Genomic DNA, 22,553 nt, shown 5'->3' with positions numbered 1-22,553 from the left:
AATCATCAATATAAAATTCAGAATATGGAACTGCGTCACCTGCGTTGCTTTCTGGCCGTCGCGGACGAATTGCACTTCGGCCGCGCCGCGCAGCGCCTGGCCATCAGCCAGCCGCCGCTGACAGTGGCGATCCAGCAACTGGAAGCTGAGGTTGGCGCTGCGCTGTTCCAGCGCAACAGCCGGGGTGTGCGGCTGACCGCTGCCGGTGCGGCTCTGCTGCCGCGAGCGCGATCGTTGTTGATGAGTGCGGCCTCGGCAGTGAGCGACGCGCGTGCGGCGGCCGACGGACACGTGGGGCGACTGGTGGTTGGGTTTGCCGGCACCATGCTTTACCGTGGTTTGCCGGCCATGTTGCGGAACTTCCGCGCGGCGCATCCGCGCATCCGGCTGAGCCTGCGGGAGATGAACTCCAGCGAGCAGGTGATCGAGCTGCAGCACGACCGGCTGGACGCTGGCTTTGTGCACATCAGCCGAGTCCCGGCCGGTATGGACCAGATCCTGGTGTCAAGCCAGGCTTTCGTGGCCTGCGTTCCGCAGGACCACCCACTTGCTGGTGCCGCCAGTCTGGCACCGGCAGAGCTGGCTGGAGAGCCCCTGGCGCTGGTGGCGAGGGCCGTTTCACCGGATTACCACGAGAGGATCGTGGCCGTCTGCAGTGCCGCAGGGTTTGACCCCGAGCCGACGCATGAGCTGCGCCACTGGCTCAGCGTGGTGTCGGTGGTGTCGCAGGGCTTGGCGGTCGCATTGGTGCCGGCCGCGCTGCAGCAATCCGGCATGGCTGGGGTGCGCTTTGTGCCATTGACTGACGGTGAGGCTGGACTGACCCGTTACGAAACCCGCTGCCTGTGGAACCCGGCGCAAGACCAGCCGGCGCTGCGGCTATTTCTGCGCGCCGTGCAGGCGGTGGCGGATGCCGGCTAGCATCGGCGGCCAAGGAGACTGATTTGCCATGAGTTCAAGCGAAACCATCGTGCTGGCCGGCGGCTGCTTCTGGTGCACCGAGGCGGTGTTCAAGGAGGTACGCGGTGTGCTGGACGTGGAAAGCGGCTACAGCAACGGCCAGGCCACGCGCCCGACCTATGAGGAGGTTTGCACCGGCCGCACCGGCAGCGCCGAGGTGGTCAAGCTGGTCTACGACCCGATGCAAGTCAGCACACGCCAACTGCTTGAGATTTTCTTCGCCACGCACGATCCGACACAACTGAATCGTCAGGGCAACGATGTGGGCACGCAGTACCGCAGCGGCATTTACTTCACCATGCCTGCGCAGCAGCAGGTGGCCGAGGCGTTGATCCGCGAAGCCAACCAGGACAAGCTGTTTGATGCGCCTATCGTTACTGAGGTGGTGTCGCTGGTGCACTACTTTGCGGCTGAGGATGAACATCAGGACTTCTTTGAACGCAACCCGCATCAGGGTTATTGCGTGGCGGTGGCCGCGCCCAAGGTGGCCAAGTTTCGCCGCACGTTTCGTGAACTGGCGCGAGCTGGGTGAGGGTTTTGGCTGGCCGTCAAGCGAGTTGCTGACTTGCAGGCGGCGTACAGGCGTTTGCTTTTACTGTGCTTGGAGGAACAAAATATCCAAAGCCACGCCAAAAATCCAAAGAGAAGTCGCCTGCTGGACAAGGGGCTTTTCGTGGCAAGAATGGCGCGGTTATCTTTCAAGGCTGGGCTTGGCTCCATAAGCCCAAACCATTTCCATCACTGTCATTAAAGGCACTTGAACATGACGAAGACCACCACTTCCAACGCCGCCGTCACCAAGATCGACAAGCATTTCATCAACGGCCAGTGGGTGGCACCCGGCCAGGGGGCCAAGGTGCACACTGTCCTCAATCCGGCCACCGAGCAGCCCGCCACCGAGGTCACGCTGGGCACTGCGGCTGACGTGGATCAGGCCGTGGCTGCGGCACGCCAGGCGTTCGTGAGCTTTTCAGCTACCACCAAGGCCGAGCGGCTGGCCTTGCTCAAGCGCATCCGCGAGGAATACCTCAAGCGCATGCCAGAGATTGGGCGCTCGCTGTCGGAAGAAATGGGCGCGCCGATCAGCATGTCGACCACCGCACAGGCAGGCTCTGGCGTGGGGCATCTGGACGCCACCATGGCGGTGCTGGAAAAATTTGAGTTCAGCGAATCGACAGGCCAGAACCGGGTGGATTTCGAGCCGATTGGCGTGGTGGCCCTGATCACGCCCTGGAACTGGCCGATCAATCAGGCCATGGCCAAAATTGCACCGGCGCTGGCGGCGGGCAACACCATCGTCTTCAAGCCTTCTGAGCAGACACCTGGCTCGGCCAACATCCTGACCTAGGTCATGGAGGCGGCCGGGGTGCCCGCAGGGGTGTTCAACGTGGTGTATGGCGATGGCCCGATCGTGGGCAACGCCATGTCGACGCACCCAGGCATTGACATGATCAGCTTTACCGGATCGACCCGGGCCGGTATTTTGGTGGCCAAGAATGCGGCCGATACGGTCAAGCGCGTGCATCAGGAACTGGGTGGTAAATCGCCCTTCGTCATCTTGCCCGGCACGCCGCTGCAAGCGGCGCTGACGGGCGGTGCCCAGGCGGTTTTGCTGAACTCGGGTCAGAGTTGCATCGCGCCCACGCGGTTTTTGGTGCACACCGACCAGTACGATGAGGCTGTGAAGCTGCTGGCCGACATTTTTGCCCACACGCCGGTGGACGATCCACTGAAGGAGGGCGCGCACATTGGTCCGGTGGTCAACCAGTCTCAATACGCCAAGATTCAGGGCCTGATTGAAACCGGCATCAAGGAAGGTGCCACGGTGGCTGCCGGTGGCCCAGGCCGTGTGGAGGGCAAGCAGCGCGGCTATTTCGTCAAGCCCACATTGCTGAGCGACGTGACGAACGATATGACGGTGGCGCGCGAAGAAATTTTTGGCCCGGTGCTGGTCGTCATTCGTTACCGCGACCTGGATGAAGCCGTGGCCATCGCCAACGACACACCGTACGGACTGGGGGCTTTTATTGCGGGCGATCCGGCGGCGGCCCAGAAGTTGGTGCGCCAGCTTCGCGCGGGCATGGTGTTCGTCAACACCGGTGGGCTGGGGCTGGATTTCAACGCGCCATTTGGCGGCTACAAGCAATCGGGCAATGGCCGCGAGTTCGGCAAGTACGGGCTGGAAGAGTTCATGGAGAAGAAGGCCGTGATCGAGGTCATTTGATGTCCTGCTCAAATCAAACCACAGGCACTAAATAGCTTGACCTTTGCGGCGCGTCATAACTGTATGAAAATACAGATATGACGCCTGATCAAACGACCCCGCAAACGTTGTCTTTGGCCCCGCTGCGCCGCCTTAAAGGCCGGGGCGCGGTGTCGCAACTGGCGCACCGATTTGCTGTTGACGTGCGCGAGGTGTTCGATGACGGCTGGAACGGCGAAGGCCACGCCGCCCCAGCCCCTCCATTGACGGAGGTTCGGTTTGAAGACGCCCAAAGCGCGCTCAACGCCAACGATTCCCCCGACATTGCGTTCAAGCACACGGTCAACCCCTATCGCGGCTGCGAGCACGGCTGCATTTACTGCTTTGCGCGGCCCACGCACAGCTACCTGGGCTGGTCGCCGGGGCTGGATTTTGAAACACGGCTGGTGGCCAAGCGCAACATTGCCACCGTGCTGGCGCGTGAGCTGGCCGCGCCCCGCTACCAGCCTTCCATGCTGAATCTGGGCGCGGCCACCGACGCTTATCAACCCATAGAGCGCGCGCTGCATTTAACGCGCGGGGTGATCGAGGTGCTGGCGCGCGCTGCGCACCCGTTTGCCGTGGTCACCAAATCCAGCGGAGTAGAGCGCGATCTGGATTTGATCGCCCCCATGGCGGCGCAGCGGCTGGCGGCGGTGTACGTCACCATCACCACGTTGGATGCGCGCTTGGCCCGTCTTCTGGAGCCGCGCGCCGCTGCACCCCAGCGGCGTTTGCGCACCATTCGCACGCTGGCCGATGCAGGCGTGCCAGTGGGCGTGAGCGTAGCGCCGCAAATTCCCTTCATCAACGACGATATGGAGCAGGTGCTGACTGCCGCACACGCAGCGGGCGCGCAAAGCGCTTTCTACACCGTGCTGCGGCTGCCCTGGGAAGTGGCCCCGCTGTTCCAGCAATGGTTGGCGGCGCATTATCCCGATCGCGCCGAGCGGGTGATGGCGCGTGTGCGCGAGATGCGCGGCGGCAAAAACTACGACAGCCGCTGGGGCCAGCGCATGCACGGCGAGGGCGTGTGGGCCGATGTGCTGCACCAGCGCTTTGCCAAAACCTGCGCCCGGTTGGGGCTGAACCGCGAGCGCAGTGGCATCGATCTGAGCCGCTTCAACCCAGCGGCCTTGCGTGCGCAAAGAGACTTGTTTGAGCTGGATTGAGGGGCTTGTTTATGAGCCAAATCAAGCTTTAGTGCAGGTGAATATTGCGTGTGAAGCTATCAATATAAAAGCATCGATGTAAAGCCGTGGGCCGCGTGGCGAAGCGATATCGCCATTCTTATTCAGCCGTTGCGTACTCAGCCATGCCGCACCGCCACCGTCTTCAGCGTGGTAAAGCCGTACAGCGCCTCAAAACCTTTTTCGCGTCCGTAGCCTGAGGATTTGAAGCCGCCAAACGGCAGTTCCACACCGCCGCCTGCGCCGTAGTTGTTGATGAACACCTGGCCGCTGCGCACGCGCCGTGCCATGCGGAACTGACGCGCGCCGTCGCGCGTCCACACGCCCGCCACCAGGCCGAAGCGGGTGGCGTTGGCCAGCGCCACGGCGTGGTCTTCGTCGCTGAAAGACATGGCCGACAGCACCGGCCCGAACACCTCGTCCTGCGCCACGCGGTGGTTTTGGGGCACGTCGGCCAGCAGCACCGGGACTTGGTAAAAACCGCTTTCGGGAGCCTCATCGACGATGCGCCCTTGCGCCACGGTGGCGATGCCTGCGGCCTGGGCGTCGTTCAAAAATTCCCACACGCGCTCTTGCTGACTCTGGCGGATCAGCGGGCCGACATCCAGATCCATCGCCGCAGGGCCGACGCGCAGCGCCTCGAAAGCCTGGGCCAGCCGCCCGATCAATTCGCCATACAGGCTTTGTTCCACCAGCAGGCGCGAGCCGGCCGAGCAGGTCTGCCCCGCGTTTTGCACGATGGCGTTGATGATGACGGGGATGGCCGCGTCGAGATCGGCGTCGGCAAACACGATTTGCGGGCTTTTGCCGCCCAGCTCCAGCGTGACCGGGCAGTGGCGCTCGGCCGCCGCCTGCTGGATCAGTGTGCCCACTGTGGGGCTACCGGTGAAGCTGATGTGGTCAATGCCCGCATGCCGCGCCAGCGCATCGCCCACCTCGTGCCCGTAGCCGGTCACGATATTGATGGCACCGGGCGGAAAGCCAGCCTCGGCCGCTAATTCAGCTACGCGGATCAGGCTCAGGCAGGCGTCTTCGGACGGCTTGACCACGCAGCAGTTGCCCGCCGCCAGCGCGCCGCCCACGCTGCGGCCAAAGATTTGCATGGGGTAGTTCCACGGCACGATGTGGCCGGTGACGCCGTGCGGCTCGCGCCAGGTCAGCACGCTGGTGCCGCTTTGGTAGGGAATGGTGTGGCCGTGCAGCTTGTCGCAGGCACCGGCGTAAAACTCGAAATAACGCACCAGCGCAGCGGCATCGGCCACCGCCTGTTTGGTGGGCTTGCCGCAGTCGCGCTGCTCGATAGCGGCCAGTTCATCGGCATGCTCGGCCACCTTGCGCGACAGCGCCATCAGCAGGCGGCCACGTTCAGCGGCGGACAGTCTTTGCCATGACCCATCGAAGCAGCGGTGCGCGGCCTGCACCGCGCTATCGATGTCGCGCGCATCGCTGCGCTGGATGTCGTCGTAAGGCTGGCCGTCGGATGGGTCGATCACCGGCAGGGTGCGGCCAGTGGCGGAGGTGGTGGATTGATTGTCGATGAAATTGAGTTGCATGGCTGCATTGTGCAGTCTTGTCGGCCTTTTCTTGAGTGCTGATTTTCATGCAGCGTCAGGGTCATCAAAAAGTGTTTGCAACCCAATGATCGGGCCGTGCCTTTGGACGATCAACTGCGCAACGCCAGCACGGCGCGGATGGCCTTTTCGGTGCGATCGTAGTCGCCTTCGCCGTAATGGCGATAGCGGATGCGGCCCGCGTGGTCGATCAGGTAATGCGCTGGCCAGTACTGGTTTTGAAACGCTTTCCAGATGCTGGAGCAGATGCAGCAGGCGTTCGTTCGTGTCGAGCCGTCACGCAACTGAACGACTGCTGGCGCGTGTGGCGTTGACGGACTCAGGCTGAATGAACGCCCGTGGTCAAGGTGCAACGGGATAGCGGCTGCCAATGGCAATGCGGTTCCAGCCGTTGATGACCACGCCCAGCCATTGCACGGCGGCGATTTGTGCATCGCTCAGCGCGGCCTCAGCTTGCTGGTAGACAGCGTCTGGCACCTGGCCATCGGCCACCTGGGTAACGGCTTCTATCAGCGCCAGCGCAGCGGCTTCAAGTTCGGAGAAATACCGGCTTTCACGCCAGCCGGGCAGTACCGACAAACGGTCTGCACTTTCGCCTGCGGCCAGCGCGTCGCGGGTGTGCATGCGCAGGCAGAAGGCGCAGCCGTTGATTTGTGAGGCGCGCAGTTTCAGCACATGACAAAAACCTTTGTCCAGGCCCGCATCCAGGGCCAGTTGCACGGATTGCTGCTCCATCTGCTCCATGGATTTGTACAACTGAGGGGCGGCTTTGCCGAGGTTGATGCGCGTGGTCATCGCCTTGTCCTTTCGGTTTGAAACCTGTTGGATTGAAAAAGAAGATTTGATTTTGTCCCATGTGCGGATCATGGTTGTGGGGTGGCTGTGTTTTACAGTGCCTGCTTTCCAAAGGATGCGTGCAGTGAAAAGTAAGACGCCATCGGCACGGTTGCCCGCCGGTATATGGGCGCTGGGCATGGTGAGCCTGTTGATGGACATTTCGTCCGAGATGATCCATGCGCTGCTGCCGCTGTTCATGGTCGGCTCGATGGGCATGAGCGTGGCGCTGGTGGGGCTGCTGGAAGGGCTGGCAGAGGCCACGGCGCTGGTGCTGAAGGTATTTTCTGGCGTTATCAGCGACTGGTTTGGCCGCCGCAAACCGCTGGCGTTGCTGGGCTATGGGCTGGGGGCGGCGTCGAAACCCTTGTTCACGCTGGCCACAGGGCCGCTGTGGGTGGTGACGGCGCGCTTGCTGGATCGCGTGGGCAAAGGCATTCGCGGCGCGCCACGCGATGCATTGGTGGCCGATCTGGCACCGCCCGATCGGCAAGGTGAGGCGTATGGCCTGCGCCAGTCGCTCGACACGGTGGGGGCTTTTTTGGGGCCGTTGCTGGCGGTGGGGCTGATGCTGCTTTGGGCGGGCGACATTCGCGCAGTGTTTGCCGTGGCCATTGTTCCGGCGGTGCTGGGCGTGGCGATGCTGGCCTTGGCGGTGCGCGAGCCTGTGCGCAACCAGCAGGCCCCGCGCCGCAACCCGATTGCGCGCGATCAATTGAAACGCCTGCCGCGTGCTTACTGGTGGGTGGTGGCGGTGGGGGCGGTGTTCACGCTGGCACGATTTTCCGAGGCTTTTTTGGTGCTGCGTGCGGCCGATCTGGGTGTGGGGGCCACCTGGGTGCCGCTGGTGCTGGTGATGATGAACGTGGTCTACGCGCTGGGCGCTTACCCGGCGGGCAAGCTGGCTGACCGCAGCAGTCACAGGGGGCTGCTGTTGTGGGGCCTGGCGGCGCTGGTGGCGGCTGATGGGGTGTTGGCCAGCGCTGCGCACTGGGGTGCTTTGTTGGCGGGGGTGGCTTTGTGGGGCGTGCACATGGCGCTGACGCAGGGGTTGCTGGCGGCCATGGTGGCGCAGGCTGCGCCGGGAGACTTGCGCGGCACGGCCTTTGGCCTGTTCAACCTGGCCAGCGGCGTGGCCATGCTGCTGGCCAGCGTCATTGCGGGCTTGCTGTGGCAGCACCAGGGGCCAGCGTGGACGTTCGGTGTGGGCGGCGTGCTGGGTCTGCTGGCGATAGGGGTGCTGGCGTGGCAGCCGGACAGGGCAGAAGTCAAGACAGACGCATGACAACCAGAACCAGATCAATTCCGAGTTGATCAGTCAGGATTGAGTCCGTGCGGTTGACATGGATCAGCCGTGCCATGCCCAGCGCTGGCTAAAGTGCGCAGCCAAACGGTTCGTCTTCACGCCGGTTTTCGATGACTGACTCAGCCCGCCCTTCACCCATCATTGCCCCCGAGCTTGTTTGCCCTGCCGGCAGCCTGCCTGCCCTCAAGGCGGCGGTGGACGCGGGTGCTGACTGCGTTTATCTGGGTCTGCGCGATGCCACCAATGCGCGCAACTTTGCTGGCTTGAACTTTGACGAAGCGGCGATTCAGCGCGGTATTGCCTACGCCCATGCACGCAGCCGCAAGGTGCTGCTGGCGCTCAATACCTATCCGCAGGCCAGCAACCCGGCACCTTGGCGTGCAGCGCTTGACCGCGCCGCCGACTGGGGCATAGACGCAGTGATCCTGGCCGATCCTGGTCTGATGCAATACGCCGTGCGCCAACACCCCCAGTTGCGTTTGCACTTGTCGGTGCAAAGCTCGGCCACTAATCATGACGCCATCAACTTGTACCGCACGCAATTTGGCATTCAACGTGCGGTTTTGCCACGCGTGCTGTCGCTGGAGCAGGTGCGTCAGGTGGTGCAGCGCACGCCGGTCGAAATTGAGGTGTTTGGTTTTGGCAGTCTGTGCGTGATGGTGGAAGGGCGCTGCGCCTTGTCGTCCTACGCCACGGGCGAGTCACCCAATACGCATGGCGTGTGTTCGCCCGCCAAATTCGTGCGTTGGCAAGAAACGCCCCAAGGGCTTCAGGCGCGCCTGAACAACGTGCTGATCGACCGCTATGGCCCCGGCGAACACGCTGGTTACCCCACCTTGTGCAAGGGCCGCTTTGACGTGGCCGATGCACACGATTACTACGCGCTGGAAGAACCCACCAGCCTCAACACGCTGGAGTTGCTGCCCCAATTGGTCAAGATGGGTGTGCGCGCCTTCAAGATCGAAGGCCGTCAGCGCAGTCCGGCTTACGTGGCGCAAGTCACTCAAGTCTGGCGCGAGGCCATTGATCACTGCATGGCACAGGGTCATTTGTATGCGCCCAAGACCACTTGGATGGCCAGCCTGGATCAGGTGGCCGAAGGCCAGCAGCACACGCTGGGCGCTTACCACCGGCCCTGGAAATAAAGGGATGACAAACACCACGATCAAACTCGCGCTGGGCCCCTTGCTGTATTACTGGCCGCGCGAGACGGTTTTTGAGTTCTACCAAGCCATGGCGCAAACGCCGGTGGACGTGGTTTATCTGGGCGAGGCGGTGTGCTCGCGCCGCCACGAGTTGCGTCAAAGCGACTGGCTCGACATCGCCCACATGCTGCACGATGCAGGCAAACAGCCCGTGCTGTCCACCATGGTGCTGCTGGAGTCGACCTCTGACGTGGCGGCCATGCACAAGATCGTGCAACAAGATGAATTTCTGGTCGAAGCCAATGACATGGGTGCGGTGCACCACTTGGCGGGTCAGCGTCCGTTTGTGGCTGGCCCGCAGCTCAATTTATTCAACCCTGATGCGCTGGCCTGGATGGCCAGCCTGGGTGCCAGCCGCTGGGTGATGCCGCTGGAGATGGGCCAAAGCCATTTGGCTGTGCTGCAACAGGCCCGGCCTGCCGGGCTGGAAACCGAAGTGTTTGCCTATGGCCGTTTGCCGCTGGCGTTTTCGGCTCGCTGCTTTACCGCGCGCCACTACAACCGGCCCAAGGACGATTGCGGCTTTGCCTGCATCGAACATCCTGACGGGCAACTGCTGCAAACCCGGGACAAGGCCGAATTTTTGGCGCTTAACGGCATTCAGACCCAGTCCGCGCAGGTCTACAACCTTGTGCAGGATGTGCCTGCGCTGCGCGATCTGCATGTCGATGTGCTGCGGCTGTCGCCGCAGTCCCGGCACATGGCTGAAATCATCGCCGCATTCGATACCGCCCGCCATGTGCCACAGGCTGACCCGGCGACGCTGGATCGGCTTCGCACGCTCATGCCCGCTGCGCCCTGCAACGGTTATTGGCACGGCCAGCCGGGGTTGAATCTGGTGGCAGCCCCTGTGCCGGGATGATGTGTTTTTGGAGAGTTGACCGTCATGATCACACCACCACCTGCCTCCTTCACTTTGCCCCGCCCTGTGGGTGCCATGCTTGCGCGCCTGCCTGCGTATCCAGGCTCCGCCTTGCTGGTGGCCGCCATCAATCTTGCACTGGCGCGCCACCTGCCCGCTGACGTTAAGGCCCTGCTGCAAGACAAGCGCCTGTCGATTCGCGTGCGCGATGCGCACCTGACGTTTGACTTTGTCTGGACAGGCCGACGCTTTGCGCCCAACCCGCCGCAAGCGGCACCCGACTTGACCATCAGCGCCAATGCACAAGATTTTTTGTTGCTGGCCCAAAAACGCCAAGACCCGGACACCCTGTTTTTCAACCGCCGTCTGGTGATGGAAGGCGACACCGAGCTGGGCCTGGTGGTCAAGAACGCGCTGGACGCGATTGAGTTGCCGGTGCTTGACCCTGCCCACTGGTCGCCCCGCGCGGTGCTCATGCGCAAGGCACCGCACCTGGCGCGTTACCTGCCGCCTTTGCCCCCTGTTTTTGGAGATCGGCCATGAGCACGACCGCCTCATTGAACGGTCAACATCCCTTGGTCTATTCGTGCTCGGGCTGCTCCAGCGCGGCGCAACTGGCCAACCATGTGGCGCTGCAACTTGACCGGCGGGGCGTGGCCGAAATGTCGTGCATCGCCGGTGTGGGCGGCGATGTGCCGCATCTGATGAAAACTGCGCGCTCGGGCCGCCCCATCATTGCGCTGGATGGCTGCCCACTGGTGTGCGTCAAAAGCTCGCTGGCCCGCCACGGCATTGCGCCTGCACGCCACTACCAGTTGCACCACTATGGGGTGAAAAAACGCACCCACCAGGACTTCGATCCTGGGCAAGCCGCCGAGGTGCTGGCATGCATTGAAGCCGAAGTGCTGGCCCAGCAACCCGAACTCGCGCACCATGACTGACGTGCGCCGCATCATCGTTGGCATCTCAGGTGCCAGCGGTGCGGTGTATGGCATACGTCTTTTGCGCGCGCTGCGCGATCTGCCGCAGGTGCAGGCGCACCTGGTGGTTTCTGACGCCGGATGGCGCACCTTGCACCACGAGTTGGGCCTGGATTGCAGTGCCGTGCAGGCGCTGGCCCACACCGCATACGACGTCAATCATGTTGGCGCAGCCATTGCCAGCGGTTCGTTTGTGGCGCAGGGCATGGTGGTGGCCCCTTGCTCCATGCGCACGCTGGCCGCCGTGGCCCACGGCCTGGCCGATACCCTGCTCACACGTGCCGCCGACGTCACGCTGAAAGAACGCCGCCGTCTGGTGCTGCTGACGCGCGAGTCGCCCCTGCATCTGGTGCACCTGCGCAATATGGCCGCAGTCACCGAAATGGGGGCGGTGGTCTGCCCGCCGATGCCCGCGTTCTACCAGCGCCCCAGCACGCTGGATGACATCGTTGAGCACAGCGTGGCCCGCGTGCTGGATCTTCTTGATCTGCCAGGCAATCTTGCGCCGCGCTGGACAGGTTTGCCTGAAAGCTCCTGATTTCATAGCTTGAATGCCTGAATATTCAGGCGTTAATCGCTGATTTAATTCATCATGCCGCACCGTGAATTACGCGACTTTTTGACCCGGCTTGAAGCAGATGGCCAGTTGCGTCGCATTGCCGAGCCGGTGTCACCCGATCTGGAGATGACCGCCTTCAGTGACCGCGTGCTGCGCGCAGGCGGCCCGGCCCTGCTGTTTGAGCGGCCCGCTGGCCATTACATGCCAGTGCTCACCAATTTGTTCGGCACGCCTGAGCGGGTAGCGCGCGCGCTGGGTCTGGCTGATCTGAGCGAGATGCGTGCATTTGGTGAAGTGCTGGCTCAGCTCAAAGAGCCTGAACCGCCCCAGGGCATGCGTGATCTGTGGGGACGGCGTGCGCTGCTCAAAAGTCTTTGGCGCATGGCCCCCGTCACCGTCCAGCGTCCGCCATGCCAGCAGATGGTGTGGGAAGGCGACGAGGTCGATCTGGGCCGCCTGCCTGTCCAGCGTTGCTGGCCGGGTGATGCGGCACCGCTTATCACCTGGGGCCTGACCATCACGCGGGGGCCGCTGAAAGCGCGCCAGAACCTGGGCATTTACCGTCAGCAACTGCTGTCGGCCAATACCCTCATCCTGCGCTGGCTGGCGCACCGTGGTGGCGCGCTGGACTTTGCCGAGCACTGCCGCCAGCGCCCTGGCCAGCCTTATCCAGTGGCTGTGGCCATTGGGGCCGACCCAGCCACCTTGCTGGGTGCTGTCACGCCGGTGCCCGACGCGCTCAGCGAATACCAATTTGCCGGTTTATTGCGCGGCGCACGCACCGAGGTTGCCCCCGCGCTGGGGGTGCCGTTGTCGGTGCCAGCGCGGGCCGAGATCGTGCTTGAAGGCCACATTCGACCTGATGCCGATCACCCCAGCGGCTGGCACCACGCCATGGAAGGCCCTTACGGCGACCACACGGGCTACTATAACGAGCGCGCCGAATTTCCGGTGCTGACCGTGGAGCGCATCACCCTGCGTGAAAACGCGCTTTATCACAGCACCTACACTGGCAAGCCGCCCGATGAACCAGCCATGCTGGGTCTGGCGCTGAATGAAATGTTTGTGCCGCTGTTGCAGCGTGCTTTTCCCGAAATCATGGATTTTTATTTGCCACCCGAGGCGTGCAGTTACCGCCTAGCCGTGGTGCGTATGCGCAAGGCTTATGCGGGGCATGCGCGGCGCGTGATGATGGGGGTGTGGGGCCATCTGCGCCAGTTCATGTACACCAAGTTCATTGTGGTGGTCGATGAAGATGTGGATGCGCGCGACTGGAAAGAAGTGGTGTGGGCGCTGAGCACGCGCATGGATCCAGCACGCGACACCATGCTGATCGAGCACACGCCGATCGACTACCTCGATTTTGCCTCGCCCGTGGCCGGTTTGGGCAGCAAGATGGGGCTGGACGCCACCCACAAGTGGCCCGGTGAAACGCAGCGTGAATGGGGTCGCCCGATCGCCATGGATGCGGCCATCACAGCGCGCATGGATGCGCTGGCGAAGGCGTTGGGGCTGTGAGGTGCTGCGGCCCCATCTGGTTGGACGGCGAAGCGGCGCAAAAAACGGCGCACCACCCTGGCGGGCTGGGTGCGCCGTGCACGGTCGTGCTTGATGTGTGTGGGTCAGTCAGCGACGGGCGATGCGCCAGTTGCCGCCCACGCCGTCACCCGAGCGATCACCGGGATTGGCGTCCTTGATGAAGTAGTACAGCGGCATACCTTTGTAGGCCCATTGCCGGGTGCCGTCGGTGCGATTGACGATGCTGTAGTCGCCCAGGGCTTGGGCGGTGGGAGTGACGGTCAGCGGTGGCCAGTTGACGGCGCAGGTGTCTACGCAGGCCGATTTGCCACTGCCCGCCACGTCTTGGGCAAACACATACAGGGTGCGGCCGTCAGGGCCAATCAGCACGCCTTCGGCGGTTTGCGTGGGGGTGCTGGGGCTGCTGGCGGTTTTGGCCGGGGCGGCTGTGTCGGATGATTTGTTGAACATGCCGCAACCGCTGAGGGCAGCGGCGGCAATGGCGGTGATGAGGATCGTGTTTTTCATGGCCGGGAACTCCTTGCGTGCCGAAGTGAAATCTAAATGAAATGGCAGCCCAGTTTAGCGGGTGCAGTGGCGTAGGGGCTGTGGTTCAGGGGCTGCTTGTGTATCCATTGGCAAGCAATGCGCTATGCCGCAGAGTGTGAGCCAGGACGTGCGTTCAGCGGTGGCGCTGCTTCATGGCGCGTTCAACCTCGCGCTTGCCCTCGCGCTCTTTGATGGTGTCGCGCTTGTCGTGCGTGGCTTTGCCTTTGGCCAGGGCTATTTCGCATTTCACGCGGCCGTTTTTCCAGTGCAGATTGATGGGCACCAGGGTGTAGCCTTTTTGCTCTACTTTGCCGATCAGGCGGCGGATTTGCTCGCTGTGCATGAGTAGTTTTTTGGTGCGCACGGCGTCGGGCCGCACATGGGTGCTGGCGGTGCCCAGGGGGTTGATTTGCGCACCGATGACGAACAGCTCGCCACCTTTGATGACCACATAACCGTCGGTCAGTTGCGCCTTGCCTGCGCGCAGGGCCTTGACTTCCCAGCCATGCAGCACCATACCGGCCTCGTAACGTTCTTCAAAGAAGTAGTTGAACGAGGCCTTTTTGTTTTCGGCGATCACCGGGTTGGGCGATTTGGGTTTGGAGCTGGCCATGAAGGGTTATATGGGCGCGGCAGGGCAGGATGCAAGCCGCATGCGCTGACGGCAAAGTGAGGGCAAAGAGCGTGACTCTACAATGGACAGCGCTGCGCATTCTATGAAATCTGTCCACAAGTCCGTTCTGATCTGGTACGCCGCCCGCGAAATGTACGAGCTGGTGGTTGATGTTGAGCGTTACCCCGACTTTCTGCCCTGGTGCAACGGTGGCAAGGTGCTGGAGCGTCACGCGCTTGGCATGACGGCGGAGGTGGGCATTGGCTTTAAAGGCGTTGTTCAGACATTTACCACCCGCAACGTGCACGTGCCGGACCGCGAAGTGCGCCTGCATCTGCTGAACGGGCCGTTTTCCAAACTGGAAGGCTTGTGGACGTTTACCCCCGTGGGTGATGAAACCCAGCGCGCCTGCCGGGTTGATTTGAAAATGGACTACGGCTTTTCCAACAAGATGCTGGCTTCGGTGGTGGGGCCGGTGTTCGACAAAATCGCCGCTTCTTTGGTGGATGCTTTTGTGCAGCGTGCCGAAAGCGTGTACGGCGCGCCTGCTTTGTGAAGTTGCCTTATGAGCGGCGTGATTCATGTCACCGTATGCGACGCGCCCGCACCCCGGCAGGTGCGTGAAGTGGCGCTGGTACTGCCTGAAGGTGCGACAGTGCAAGCGGCGGTGACCACCAGCGGCCTGGGCGAGCCGGACTGGAATGTCAGCACAGACCATGTTGGCGTGTGGGGGCGCAAAACCCCGTTGACCCAACTGCTGCGTGATGGTGACCGGGTGGAAATCTGGCGGCCACTGCGCGTCGATCCCAAGCTGGCACGGCGCGAACGCTTTGGCAAGCAGGGTGCGCGTTCGGCGGGCCTGTTTGCGCAGCGCAGGCTGGGAGCGAAGCCGGGGTATTGAAATGCAAGCAAAGCAGCAGGTCGGGAGGGCATAAAAAAACGCGCCTTCAAGGCGCGTTTTTGGTGATGTCGGCCAAGCTGATTATTTGCAATCTGCTGCGATGATCTTGTTGATGCGCTCCAGCTCGGCGCTGCGCTGGGTGTCGTCCATGATTTCGCGCTCGCCCTTGTCGTTCATGCGGGCCACGCGCTGGCCGGAGTCAAGCATGGCCTTGGAGTTCATGGCACGTTTGCAGTTGTCGGCACGGGCGGCGGCCAGGCGATCTGCGTCGGCTTTTTTCTGGGCGGCTTCTGCTGCCTCGGCCTGCTTTTTCTTTTCTTCCAGAGCCTTGTCTTGACCCGAGGGCGCGGCGCTGGCTGCGCTGGCGGGTGCGGCAGCAGCCGTGGCGGCAGGTTTAGTTGAGGCAGCGGTGGTCGTAGCAGCTTCTTCAGCGCTAGGCGTCACGGTAATAACGCCTGAGCCAGCGCCACGTGGTTGTGTCAGCACATTTTTGGCAGGTACGTCGTTGGAAGGCGGTCGGTCACTGAAGACCTTGCGGCCAGTTTTGTCGATCCACGAGTACTGGGCGAATGCGCTCAGGCTGCAAGCCAGGGCAAGTCCGAAAAACAGGGCGCGATGAGCTTTCATAGATGGGCCAAGAGTCTAGCTGGTTGTTACAACTGGGTGTCACTGTACCCCTCAACGGCGGCGCTTTGGCGACAAGCGGCTGTCACAGGGCGTGCGTTTTGCACACTTGCGCGGCTGGGTGTCGCTGGGTGTGGTGGCACAGGCACAGGTGACCAGCGCGGGTAAAATTCATTTTTTGGAGCTATTTACCCATGCGCCTTCTCGGCAATGCGCTGACCTTCGACGATGTGTTGTTGGTGCCCGCGTTTTCTCAAGTCCTGCCCAAGGACGTCAATCTTTCCACACAGTTCACCCGCCGCATTCGCCTGAACCTGCCTCTGGTTTCAGCCGCGATGGATACCGTCACTGAAGCGCGCCTAGCCATTGCCATCGCGCAGGAAGGTGGCATCGGTATCGTGCACAAGAACCTCAGTGCGCAGGATCAGGCGGCGCAAGTGGCCAAGGTCAAGCGCTACGAGAGCGGCGTGCTGCGCGACCCGGTGGTGATCACCCCTGCGCACACCGTGCTGCAAGTGATGCAGCTCAGCGATGAATTGGGCATCAGCGGCTTTCCGGTGATTGACGGCGGCAAGGTGGTGGGCATCGTCACTGGGCGCGATCTGCGCTTTGAAACCCGCTACGACGTACCCGTGCGCGAGATCATGACCCCGCGCGAGCGCCTGATCACGGTGAAAGAAGGCACCAGCCACGACGACGCCAAGCTGCTGCTCAACAAGCACAAGCTGGAGCGACTGTTGATTGTTGATGACGCTGACCGCTTGAAGGGGCTTATCACCGTCAAGGACATCACCAAGCAGACCAGCTTCCCGAACGCAGCGCGCGACGAATCCGGGCGCCTGCGCGTGGGTGCTGCTGTCGGTGTGGGCGAAGGTACCGAAGAGCGGGTTGAGGCGCTGGTCAGGGCCGGGGTGGACGCCATCGTGGTCGACACCGCGCACGGTCACAGCAAAGGCGTGATCGAGCGCGTGCGCTGGGTCAAGCAGAACTACCCGCAGGTGGATGTGATCGGCGGCAACATCGCTACCGGCGCTGCTGCCAAGGCGCTGGCCGAGGCGGGTGCCGATGGCGTCAAGGTGGGTATCGGCCCCGGCAGCATTTGCACCACTCGCATCGTGGCGGGCGTGGGCGTACCCCAAATCACCGCCATTGACAACGTCGCCACAGCCCTTAAAGGCAGCGGCGTGCCGCTGATTGCCGATGGCGGCGTGCGTTTTTCGGGCGATATCTCCAAGGCCATTGCCGCTGGGGCCAGCACCGTGATGATGGGGGGCATGTTTGCGGGCACTGAAGAAGCGCCTGGCGAAATCGTGCTGTACCAGGGCCGCAGCTACAAAAGCTACCGCGGCATGGGCAGCATTGGTGCCATGCAGCAGGGCAGTGCCGACCGTTATTTTCAAGAAAGCAGCACCGGCAACCCCAACGCCGACAAGCTGGTGCCTGAAGGCATTGAAGGCCGCGTGCCCTACAAAGGCAGCGTGGTCGCCATCATCTTCCAGATGGCTGGTGGCCTGCGCGCCAGCATGGGCTATTGTGGTTGCGCCACGGTAGATGATATGCGCGACAAGGCCGAGTTTGTGCAAATCACCGCCGCTGGTATTCGTGAATCGCATGTGCACGACGTGCAGATCACGAAAGAAGCGCCGAACTACCGGGCGGATTGATTTTTTCCAGGCCCCCATCACGTTTGGGCTGGGGCTGAAATTTTTAAAGCCCTGTCGAATCAGGGCTTGCCGCTTGACAGATTCAGCCCATCTGGCTTTGCAGGTAGTTTTGCAGCCCCATTTTTTCGATCAGCGACAACTGCTGCTCCAGCCAATGGGCGTGGTCTTCCTCAGTGTCTTTGAGCTGGGTCAGTAGCAAATCGCGCGTCACGTAGTCCTGCTTTTGCTCGCACAGGGCGATCCCACCTTTGAGTTCGTCACGCACTTTGAACTCCACCGCCAGATCGCTTTGGAACATGCTGGGCACGTCGTGGCCCACGTTCACCGGTTCGGGCACCATCACAGGCGTGCCGCCCAACATCAGGATGCGGGCAATCAGCACGGCGGCGTGCGTGGTTTCTTCTTCCATCTCGTGCTGGCTGCGATCAAACAGGCGCTTGTAGCCCCAGTCTTCGTACATGCGGGCGTGAATGAAATACTGGTCGCGCGCGGCCAGCTCGCCAGCCAGTTGTTTGTTGAGGTATTTGAGAACGTCGGGGTTGCCTTGCATGGACCTTCCTTGGAATGATGATGCGGTCGATTGATGTTTTTGATTGTAGGTTGCGCGGGTCGGATATGGCTACATGCTTCGATCAAGTGAAGCTGTTTTTGTCAAGAGGTTGCCAGTGTGTGGGCGTTGCACTGACGTGCTACGACGATACTCAAGTCTGCCTAGAATGCGCAACAGGCCATGCCCTTCATGGTAACTTAATATACTATATATTTGATAGCTGCTTGCGCTGGTGTATAAAGCGTTGGAGCCTATTTTGACCCTCCAATCTGAAGCTGATAGTGAGACATCAATCCAAGCCACGCCTTATCAGCAGTTGGGTGGTGAGGCGGTGCTGCGCGCGCTGATCGAGCGCTTTTACGACCTGATGGATCTGGAGCCTGCCTACGCCGCCGTGCGTGCCACCCACGGCCCCACGCTGGACAGTGCGCGGCAAAAGCTGTTCTGGTTTTTGAGCGGCTGGCTGGGTGGGCCGGATTTGTACGTGCAGCGCTTTGGTCACCCGCGTCTGCGCATGCGCCACCTGCCGTTTGCCATTGGTGCGGCAGAGCGCGATCAATGGGTGGCCTGCATGGACCAGGCCATGCGCGAGCTGGCGGTGGCCGAGCCGCTGCGCACGCAGTTGCACCACAGTTTTTTTAAAACCGCCGACTGGATGTGCAACCAAGGTGTCTAAGCCTGCCGTACCGCCTGAGCCGCCCGAAGCATCTGCTTCGCCCATGTCTGCTGCTCCACCCACGTCATCATCCACACCACCGCTGGTGGACGCCAATCCCTGGCGCAGCCTGGTGATTACCACCACCGTGCAGGCCATGGTGTCGATGGCCTTGCTGGCCTTGCCCGCCGTGGCACCCGCCGTGGCGCAGGCGCTGGGGGTATCGACCACGCTGGTGGGCTTGTATGTGGCGGTGTGCTACGTGGCGGCCATGGGGGCCAGTTTGGTGGGCGGTACGCTGGTGCGGCGTTGGGGAGCCATCCGCGTCAGCCAGATCGGTTTGCTGCTGTGCGGCCTGGGCATGCTGCTGTGCGCTACGGCCTGGTGGCCTGCGATGGTGTTGGGCGCGCTGTGCGTGGGGGCGGGCTATGGGCCGATCACTCCGGCCAGCTCACATTTGCTGGCGCTGACAACCCCCGCGCACCGGCTGTCGCTGGTGTTTTCCATCAAACAAACCGGCGTACCACTGGGCGGCATGCTGGCGGGCGCGCTGATGCCGGGGTTGACGCTGTGGCTGGGCTGGCAAGGCGCGCTGGCACTGGTAGCGTTGGCCTGCGCAGGGTGCGTGGCGTTGGCGCAGCCGCTGCGTGCGGCGCTGGACGCCGACCGCCAACCCAACCAGGCGCTGGCTTGGCGCGCGCTGCTGGGGCCGGTGATGATGGTGCTGCGCCATCCGTCGCTGCGTATTCTGGCGGCGTGTTCGTTTTTGTTCTCGTCGGTGCAGGTGTCGGTGACGGCGTATCTGGTCACTTACCTGAACGTGGCCTTGTCGATGACGCTGCTGGCCGCTGGGGTGGCGCTGTCGGTATCGCAGGCGGCAGGCGTGGTGGGGCGCATTGCCTGGGGGGCGCTGGCTGATCGCAGCCTGGGGCCGCGCCGCACGTTGATGCTGCTGGCGGTGCTGATCGTGGTGGGCAGCCTGCTGCTGGCTGCGTTGCCTGTGGCCACGTCCACCGCGTGGCTGTGGACCGTGGTGGCGCTGTTGGGCGCGTCGGCCATCGGCTGGAACGGCGTGTACCTGGCCGCCGTGGCGCGGCAGGCCCCACCGGGGCAGGCGGGGGTGGCCACTGGCGGCACGCTGATGTTCACCTTTTTGGGCGTGGTGTGCGGCTCGCCCGCCTTTGGTGCACTGGCCGCAGGCAGTGGCAGCTACCGCGTGGCGGTGGGCGCGCTGGCCGTGCCCGCGTTGCTGGCGCTGGGGCTGCTGATCTGGCGTGCGGTGCAGGCAGCACGTGATGCACGCCTGGATGCTTCAAAATAAATAGCTTCTTGCGCTTGATGGAAAAGCGTTCACGGCTCATTGGGTGGTTATTCTTGCCGCATGCCAGAACCGAAAGCCTTCGCCGTACTGCTGTCTGCCGTGTTTTCTGCTGCTTTGTTGATAGTGTTACCGGTGCTTGGGCTGGCAGGCGCGGGGTGGCGGCGGAACCAGGCGTCCATCTCGGCCTGAAAGGCCGGCGTCACGACTGAGCGTGGCAAGGATCGGCCATCGGCTTTGGCTGCGCTGGTTTTTGGCTTGGACGTGGGATCAGGCGAAGCGCCGGGCACCGGGTTTGGCGTGGGCACCGCTTCTGGCGTGCCGCCAAAGGCGGCTGGTGCGCGCGGCAAGGTGCCGCCGGTTTGGCTGGCATCGCGATCTTCCCATTCGCGCACCAGTTGGTCAGCGCGGGCGAAGGCTTCGCTCAAGGAGGCTGATTCGGCCAGGGCGTCTTTGAACAGGGCGCGCCCGAAGTAGGTGAACTGGTTGTCGTCGGCGCAGCCGAACGAGGTGCGGTCGGCGCTGGCGGCGGTGATGACCCAGGTGCGATCGCCTTGCAGCGCGGGCACAAAGCCGCCGGAGTAGCAGGCCGACACCACCACGATCTGGTTGCGGATGCCGCTGGCCTTGAGCAGCTCGCCCAGGCGTTGGGCGGGCAGATCAGGCAGACGCAGGCCGCGCATCCCTAAGCTGAGTTGGTGGTCTTCCGAGCCGTGGCTGGTTAAAAAGACGAACAGCACATCGCGCTCGCGGTTCATTTTTTGCGCCAGTTGCTGCAAGGCCAGTTCGATGCTGTGCGCGGTGGCCAGCGGCAGCCGTTCAATGCTGCTGCGGCTGTTGACCAGGCTGACTGAGCGCCCGCGTGTGCCAAAGCGGCGCGCGAACAAATCATCGACGTAAGCAACTTCGCGGCGGAATACCTCTTGCGAGCCATCGCCCGCCACGTACAGCGCGTACATGCGCGGTGCGCCAAAAATGCTGCTCGATTGCAACTGATCCCACTGGCTTTGCAGCAGGGCGGGCTGGTTGTACAGGGCGGCTTCGTTGTTGCGCTCGGCCACTTCAGGCGTGTCTTCCTGCGCGTCGTCGCCAGCGGCATGGGCGGGGGCTGTCGTGCCGCTGTATTCACCCGCCTGCCAGTAGCCGGTTTGCACGCTGCCGTCGGCGCGGGTCAGGGTGCCTGGGCCGTCGGGTCGCTCGGCGCTCAGGCGGCCTGCGTACACGTTGCCATTGGGGTAGCGCAGCTCGCCCTTGCCCTGGGGCATCATTTGGCGATCAACCGGGCCGGTGTAAATGGCTCCGTCGGGGTATTCGATGCGGGCTTTACCGTCGATGCTGCCAAAGCTGAATACGCCGCGCACTACCGCCTTGTCAGCGCGCGTCCACACGCCTTCGCCGTGCGGCATGTTGCCCATTTGCGGGCCTTCGTAGCGGTCGCCCGTGGGCCAGGTGATGGTCATCTTGCCTTGAGGCTCGAAGTTGTCGAATCTACCTTCCATCGTGCCGCCGTTGCTATCGGTGAATCGACCGTGGCCAGTGAATAAGTCTTTCAGAAACTGGCCTTCGTAGGTCATAAGGCCCAGGGTCAGTTTGCCCTGCCCGTGCATGCGGTTGTCGGCAAATTCGCCTTCGTACGTCCAGTCATCGTCGCGCGTGAGCTTGCCCTGGCCGTGCATGCGGCCGCGCTGCATCTGGCCGGTGTATTCGAATTCGGGGGTCACGATGTGGCCGCGCCCTTGCATGAAGCCGCCCGCAAACTGGCCTTCGTAATGTTCATCATCCTTCCAGTCGATGCGGCCCTGGCCGTGCAGCTTGCCGCGCTGCATTTGCCCGCAGTAGCGTCCGCCGTCGGGCAAGTCGAGCGATTTTAGGTGCGGTGGGCAGCGTGGCGCGGCGGCGGCGGGCAGCGGCAAGCACGCGGCCAGTGCCAGCAGGGCAGATGCAGCAGGACGAAGGGGCAAGCGAAGAGAGAAGGTCATGCGGTGTGCTCCGGCAAAACAAGGCCGTGGCCGACGGCTTGAAAGTCCATGTCAGAAAAAATGTAGGCGTAGTCGCACCAGCGACCGTCCAGGTACACGGCCGACAGATAGCCCAGGCTTTGATAGCTGGGAAATAGGGTCAACGTGTCTTGCTGCTGCGGCTGGTAGTCAAAGTCAAAGCAGTGTTGCTGGTTGAGCAGATAGCACAGCCAGTCGGCATCCAGCCCACGCCCGACCGAGCGGCTGGGCAAGATGGCACGGCCCATGGTGGTGCCTTCCACGTCCTCGCCGTGTGCGTGGTGCAGCATCCACAGATAGTGCAGCGGCTGTGGCCCGACAAAGTCGGCAGGCTGGTTGTGCTTGATGCGCATCCAGGGGTGGCTGGGCGCGCGGGTGTCCAGCTCGATGCCTTGCACATCGCAGGTGCACAGCTTGAAGCCGCCGTAAAAATCACACATGCGCGTCCTTCCCTG

24 protein-coding genes and 1 pseudogene are annotated in these 22,553 nt (G+C 62.6%); 16 read left to right on the top strand and 9 right to left on the bottom strand.

The window, feature by feature from the left end; genetic code table 11:
- Positions 1–24: 24 nt before the first annotated feature.
- The 4 genes and pseudogenes from ACK5NW_RS07295 to ACK5NW_RS07280 all read left to right on the top strand — a co-directional run bounded on the left by ACK5NW_RS07295 (position 25) and on the right by ACK5NW_RS07280 (position 4,374).
- Positions 25–921: a LysR family transcriptional regulator gene (locus ACK5NW_RS07295; RefSeq protein WP_416926548.1), complete on the top strand. Its 897-nt coding sequence runs from the start codon at positions 25–27 to the stop codon at positions 919–921.
- 28 nt (positions 922–949) lie between these two features.
- Complete coding sequence (gene msrA, locus ACK5NW_RS07290; protein ID WP_416926546.1) at positions 950–1,492, top strand: peptide-methionine (S)-S-oxide reductase MsrA; 543 nt, start codon at positions 950–952, stop codon at positions 1,490–1,492.
- Positions 1,493–1,723: 231 nt separating this feature from the next.
- Positions 1,724–3,184: pseudogene (locus tag ACK5NW_RS07285) on the top strand (aldehyde dehydrogenase family protein).
- A gap of 77 nt (positions 3,185–3,261) precedes the next feature.
- Positions 3,262–4,374, top strand: coding sequence for a PA0069 family radical SAM protein (locus ACK5NW_RS07280; RefSeq protein ID WP_416926544.1), 1,113 nt, complete (start codon positions 3,262–3,264; stop codon positions 4,372–4,374).
- Positions 4,375–4,511: 137 nt separating this feature from the next.
- Here ACK5NW_RS07280 and ACK5NW_RS07275 read toward each other — a convergent pair whose 3' ends face one another.
- The 3 genes from ACK5NW_RS07275 to ACK5NW_RS07265 form a co-directional block, all read right to left on the bottom strand.
- Positions 4,512–5,945 carry an aldehyde dehydrogenase family protein gene (locus tag ACK5NW_RS07275; RefSeq protein ID WP_416926542.1) on the bottom strand — a complete coding sequence of 478 codons (1,434 nt, stop codon included), beginning with the start codon at positions 5,943–5,945 and terminating at the stop codon, positions 4,512–4,514.
- Between the two features lie 110 nt (positions 5,946–6,055).
- Positions 6,056–6,316 (bottom strand): hypothetical protein, encoded by a 261-nt coding sequence (locus tag ACK5NW_RS07270; RefSeq protein WP_416926540.1) that lies wholly within the window; start codon positions 6,314–6,316, stop codon positions 6,056–6,058.
- Positions 6,306–6,758, bottom strand: coding sequence for a carboxymuconolactone decarboxylase family protein (locus ACK5NW_RS07265; RefSeq protein ID WP_416926538.1), 453 nt, complete (start codon positions 6,756–6,758; stop codon positions 6,306–6,308). The genes ACK5NW_RS07270 and ACK5NW_RS07265 overlap by 11 nt, the downstream gene beginning before the upstream one ends.
- 115 nt (positions 6,759–6,873) lie before the next feature.
- Between ACK5NW_RS07265 and ACK5NW_RS07260 the strand changes: the two genes are divergently transcribed.
- From ACK5NW_RS07260 to ubiD, 7 genes are all read left to right on the top strand, one after another.
- Positions 6,874–8,082 carry an MFS transporter gene (locus ACK5NW_RS07260; protein ID WP_416926536.1) on the top strand — a complete coding sequence of 403 codons (1,209 nt, stop codon included), beginning with the start codon at positions 6,874–6,876 and terminating at the stop codon, positions 8,080–8,082.
- 131 nt (positions 8,083–8,213) lie between these two features.
- Positions 8,214–9,248 (top strand): ubiquinone anaerobic biosynthesis protein UbiU, encoded by a 1,035-nt coding sequence (gene ubiU, locus ACK5NW_RS07255; protein ID WP_416926534.1) that lies wholly within the window; start codon positions 8,214–8,216, stop codon positions 9,246–9,248.
- Between the two features lie 19 nt (positions 9,249–9,267).
- Positions 9,268–10,170 (top strand): U32 family peptidase, encoded by a 903-nt coding sequence (locus ACK5NW_RS07250; protein ID WP_416926807.1) that lies wholly within the window; start codon positions 9,268–9,270, stop codon positions 10,168–10,170.
- Positions 10,171–10,194: 24 nt separating this feature from the next.
- A complete protein-coding gene (gene ubiT / locus ACK5NW_RS07245) occupies positions 10,195–10,713 on the top strand; it encodes a ubiquinone anaerobic biosynthesis accessory factor UbiT (RefSeq protein WP_416926532.1) in 519 nt (172 codons plus the stop codon).
- A complete protein-coding gene (locus ACK5NW_RS07240; RefSeq protein WP_416926530.1) occupies positions 10,710–11,111 on the top strand; it encodes a putative zinc-binding protein in 402 nt (133 codons plus the stop codon). The genes ubiT and ACK5NW_RS07240 overlap by 4 nt, the downstream gene beginning before the upstream one ends.
- Positions 11,104–11,688 carry a UbiX family flavin prenyltransferase gene (locus ACK5NW_RS07235; RefSeq protein WP_416926528.1) on the top strand — a complete coding sequence of 195 codons (585 nt, stop codon included), beginning with the start codon at positions 11,104–11,106 and terminating at the stop codon, positions 11,686–11,688. Before ACK5NW_RS07240 ends, ACK5NW_RS07235 begins: the two co-directional genes overlap by 8 nt.
- A 54-nt stretch (positions 11,689–11,742) precedes the next feature.
- Positions 11,743–13,227 carry a 4-hydroxy-3-polyprenylbenzoate decarboxylase gene (gene ubiD, locus ACK5NW_RS07230; protein ID WP_416926526.1) on the top strand — a complete coding sequence of 495 codons (1,485 nt, stop codon included), beginning with the start codon at positions 11,743–11,745 and terminating at the stop codon, positions 13,225–13,227.
- Positions 13,228–13,335: 108 nt separating this feature from the next.
- Here ubiD and ACK5NW_RS07225 read toward each other — a convergent pair whose 3' ends face one another.
- Entirely contained in the window at positions 13,336–13,755 is a 420-nt protein-coding gene (locus tag ACK5NW_RS07225; RefSeq protein ID WP_416926524.1) for an ATP-binding protein, read from the bottom strand.
- Between the two features lie 154 nt (positions 13,756–13,909).
- Complete coding sequence (smpB, locus tag ACK5NW_RS07220; protein ID WP_416926522.1) at positions 13,910–14,389, bottom strand: SsrA-binding protein SmpB; 480 nt, start codon at positions 14,387–14,389, stop codon at positions 13,910–13,912.
- Positions 14,390–14,492: 103 nt separating this feature from the next.
- Between smpB and ACK5NW_RS07215 the strand changes: the two genes are divergently transcribed.
- Together ACK5NW_RS07215 and ACK5NW_RS07210 are read left to right on the top strand one after the other, a co-directional pair.
- Complete coding sequence (locus ACK5NW_RS07215; RefSeq protein ID WP_416926520.1) at positions 14,493–14,945, top strand: type II toxin-antitoxin system RatA family toxin; 453 nt, start codon at positions 14,493–14,495, stop codon at positions 14,943–14,945.
- Positions 14,946–14,954: 9 nt separating this feature from the next.
- Positions 14,955–15,290 (top strand): RnfH family protein, encoded by a 336-nt coding sequence (locus ACK5NW_RS07210; protein ID WP_416926518.1) that lies wholly within the window; start codon positions 14,955–14,957, stop codon positions 15,288–15,290.
- Positions 15,291–15,371: 81 nt separating this feature from the next.
- On the opposite strand, the gene ACK5NW_RS07205 is transcribed toward ACK5NW_RS07210, so the two are convergent.
- A complete protein-coding gene (locus ACK5NW_RS07205; protein WP_416926516.1) occupies positions 15,372–15,917 on the bottom strand; it encodes a DUF4124 domain-containing protein in 546 nt (181 codons plus the stop codon).
- Positions 15,918–16,108: 191 nt separating this feature from the next.
- Here ACK5NW_RS07205 and guaB point away from each other — a divergent pair, with 191 nt between their 5' ends.
- Positions 16,109–17,578, top strand: a complete 1,470-nt coding sequence (gene guaB / locus ACK5NW_RS07200) for an IMP dehydrogenase (protein ID WP_416926514.1) — start codon at positions 16,109–16,111, stop codon at positions 17,576–17,578.
- Positions 17,579–17,660: 82 nt separating this feature from the next.
- Here guaB and bfr read toward each other — a convergent pair whose 3' ends face one another.
- Positions 17,661–18,128, bottom strand: coding sequence for a bacterioferritin (gene bfr, locus ACK5NW_RS07195; RefSeq protein ID WP_416926512.1), 468 nt, complete (start codon positions 18,126–18,128; stop codon positions 17,661–17,663).
- A gap of 256 nt (positions 18,129–18,384) precedes the next feature.
- Here bfr and ACK5NW_RS07190 point away from each other — a divergent pair, with 256 nt between their 5' ends.
- Positions 18,385–18,804 (top strand): group II truncated hemoglobin, encoded by a 420-nt coding sequence (locus ACK5NW_RS07190; RefSeq protein WP_416926510.1) that lies wholly within the window; start codon positions 18,385–18,387, stop codon positions 18,802–18,804.
- Positions 18,797–20,104 carry an MFS transporter gene (locus ACK5NW_RS07185; RefSeq protein ID WP_416926508.1) on the top strand — a complete coding sequence of 436 codons (1,308 nt, stop codon included), beginning with the start codon at positions 18,797–18,799 and terminating at the stop codon, positions 20,102–20,104. The genes ACK5NW_RS07190 and ACK5NW_RS07185 overlap by 8 nt, the downstream gene beginning before the upstream one ends.
- A gap of 47 nt (positions 20,105–20,151) precedes the next feature.
- Here ACK5NW_RS07185 and ACK5NW_RS07180 read toward each other — a convergent pair whose 3' ends face one another.
- Entirely contained in the window at positions 20,152–22,080 is a 1,929-nt protein-coding gene (locus ACK5NW_RS07180; protein WP_416926506.1) for a C13 family peptidase, read from the bottom strand.
- Positions 22,077–22,538: a hypothetical protein gene (locus ACK5NW_RS07175; RefSeq protein WP_416926504.1), complete on the bottom strand. Its 462-nt coding sequence runs from the start codon at positions 22,536–22,538 to the stop codon at positions 22,077–22,079. The genes ACK5NW_RS07180 and ACK5NW_RS07175 overlap by 4 nt, the downstream gene beginning before the upstream one ends.
- Positions 22,539–22,553 lie beyond the last annotated feature (15 nt).

The organism is Ottowia sp. (assembly GCF_047975795.1).
In the GTDB taxonomy this organism is placed as follows: domain Bacteria; phylum Pseudomonadota; class Gammaproteobacteria; order Burkholderiales; family Burkholderiaceae_C; genus Ottowia.
This window is presented reverse-complemented; position numbering and strand designations above follow the sequence as displayed.